The 2,033-nt window shown below is 61.8% G+C and carries 1 protein-coding gene and 2 pseudogenes; all 3 read left to right on the top strand.

Going from position 1 to position 2,033, the window contains the following annotated elements; genetic code table 11:
- Positions 1-189, top strand: a 189-nt coding sequence (locus tag E2K76_RS20705) for a hypothetical protein (protein ID WP_220432329.1), incomplete at its 5' end; no start/stop codon positions are given.
- Between the two features lie 55 nt (positions 190-244).
- Positions 245-1,074 (top strand): annotated as a pseudogene (locus E2K76_RS20090) (hypothetical protein).
- Positions 1,071-1,877: pseudogene (gene istB / locus E2K76_RS20085) on the top strand (IS21-like element helper ATPase IstB). The pseudogenes E2K76_RS20090 and istB overlap by 4 nt, the downstream one beginning before the upstream one ends.
- Positions 1,878-2,033: the final 156 nt, after the last annotated feature.

Here is a 2,033-nt window from a genome sequence, read left to right as displayed (position 1 = left end):
CGCCCCGCCTTACCGTGGGGCTTTTTGCATTCCAGCCTCCTGCAAGGCGAGAATAGACGCCAGATCGCCCACCAGCTCGATGTGGTGGCCGTCGCGGGCATTCACGTTCGGCACCAGACGCACCTCGGAAATCAACCCGCGAAGCGTCTCGCTCGCATGAAGCTGGATCTCCTGTCAACGGCGGCGTAAAAGTCGTCCACTTTTCGCTCTCTGCATTTGCAGGGAGGGCGTGGGGATCTACCGCGTGGAGCTATATCTGAAAGTCCGTCAGGCTTGTGCGGAGGGCATGAGCCAATGGGAAGCGGCACGGGTATTCAACGTTTCGCGGGACACGGTTCAGAGTGAGGAGGATCAGAAAACAGTCCGGGGGACTGTTTTTCCCGACGAACGATGTCGTTTTCGGTTCCGCCCGGCTACCGTCGGACGGCCGAGGTCCGGCGCCCGAAACTGGATCCGTTTATTCCGATCATCAAGGGGTGGCTGAAGGCGGACCGGAGCATGCCGCGCAAGCAACGGCATACGGCGAAGCGGGCGTTTGACCGGCTTCGCGAGGAATGCGGCTTCACCGGCGGCTACACGATCATCAAGGATTACCTGCGAGAGCGGGACCGACGCGGTCAGGAGATATTCGTGCCGTTGTCGCATCCGCCGGGCCATGCTGTGCTGGGATTGCGATGAACTGGTCTTCAACCCGATCCATTACCTTCCGCTGATCGAGCGAAAGATCAATGCGTTGGATCAGGCGGCCCCGTTGCAGGGCTGGGACCTGCCGGAGGAGTTCGCCACCTTGCGCCGCCTGATGGAGGTGCGGATGAACCGTCAGGGTCGGCGCGAATATGTTCAGGTTCTGCGGCTGTTGGAGGCCTGCGATCTTGCAGACGTGCAGGCGGCAGTGCTCCAGGCTCTTCGGATGGGGCGCTCAGCTTCGACGCGGTGAAGCATCTGCTGCTGTGCCGGGTAGAGCATCGTCCGCCGCGACTTGACCTCGACTGCTATCCCTACCTGCCGAAGGCAACGGTCGAGAAGATCAGGGCCGGGTCTTGCATGCGGCTGCTGTCGGGTGATGCGGCATGAGTGATGCCCCGGAAATCCTGCTCGCTCATCACCTCAAGGCGCTGAAGCTGGCGACATTCCTGCGCGAGCATCAGAAGCTGGCTCGCCAATGCGCGGCGGAAGGGCTGGACCATGTCCGATATCTGGCACGGCTTGTCGAACTCGAACCGATCGACCGGGAACGGCGAATGGTCGAGCGCCGCAGTTCAAGCTGGTCCGCGCCAGCGGATCAAATGGTCTGGGGAACCATTTGAAGGCGCAGAACGCTGCGAAGTTCCCGGCCGTCAAAAGCCTGGACAGCTTCGACTTTCCGGCCATCCCCAAGCTGAACAAAATGCAGGTGCTTGAACTGGCCCGGTGCGAATGGATCGAACGTCGGGAGAATGTCATTGCCCTCGGCCCGTCCGGCACCGGCAAGACTCATGTCGCCCTCGGCATCGGGCTGGTCGCTTGCCAGAAGGGGCTTTCCGTCGGCTTCACCACCGCCGCAGGTCAGCAAGATGATGGAGGCCCGCGATGAGCGCCGTCTGCTGCGCTTCCAGAAGCAGATGGCCGGTTACAAGCTTCTCATCATCGACGAGCTGGGCATTGTGCCCCTGTCGAAGACCGGCGCCGAGCTGCTGTTCGAGATGATCTCGCAGCGCTATGAGCGCGGATCAACCCTCATTACCAGCAATCTGCCCTTCGATGAGTGGACTGAAACATTCGGCTCCGAGCGCCTGACCGGCGCACTGCTCGACCGGCTGACCCACCACGTCAGCATCCTCGAGATGAACGGCGAAAGCTACCGCCTCGCCAACAGCACTGCCCGCAAGTGGCGCTGATCTCCATTCAGACATCAGACGACGATTGTCGCTGAAGCGCCAGTGCGCCATGACACGCGCCAGCTATATGGAAAGCGCGCGCCATGCCGCACAACCCTGCCAACTGGCCTGGTTTTGCTCCGCCGCCGTGGCCGACTTTCGCGCCGCCGTTGACAG

Origin of the sequence: Falsirhodobacter xinxiangensis, assembly GCF_004959935.1 — a bacterium.
Classification (GTDB): Bacteria; Pseudomonadota; Alphaproteobacteria; order Rhodobacterales; family Rhodobacteraceae; genus Falsirhodobacter; species Falsirhodobacter xinxiangensis.
The sequence above is the reverse complement of the archived record's forward strand: the minus strand, read 5'-3'. Positions and strand labels throughout refer to the sequence as shown.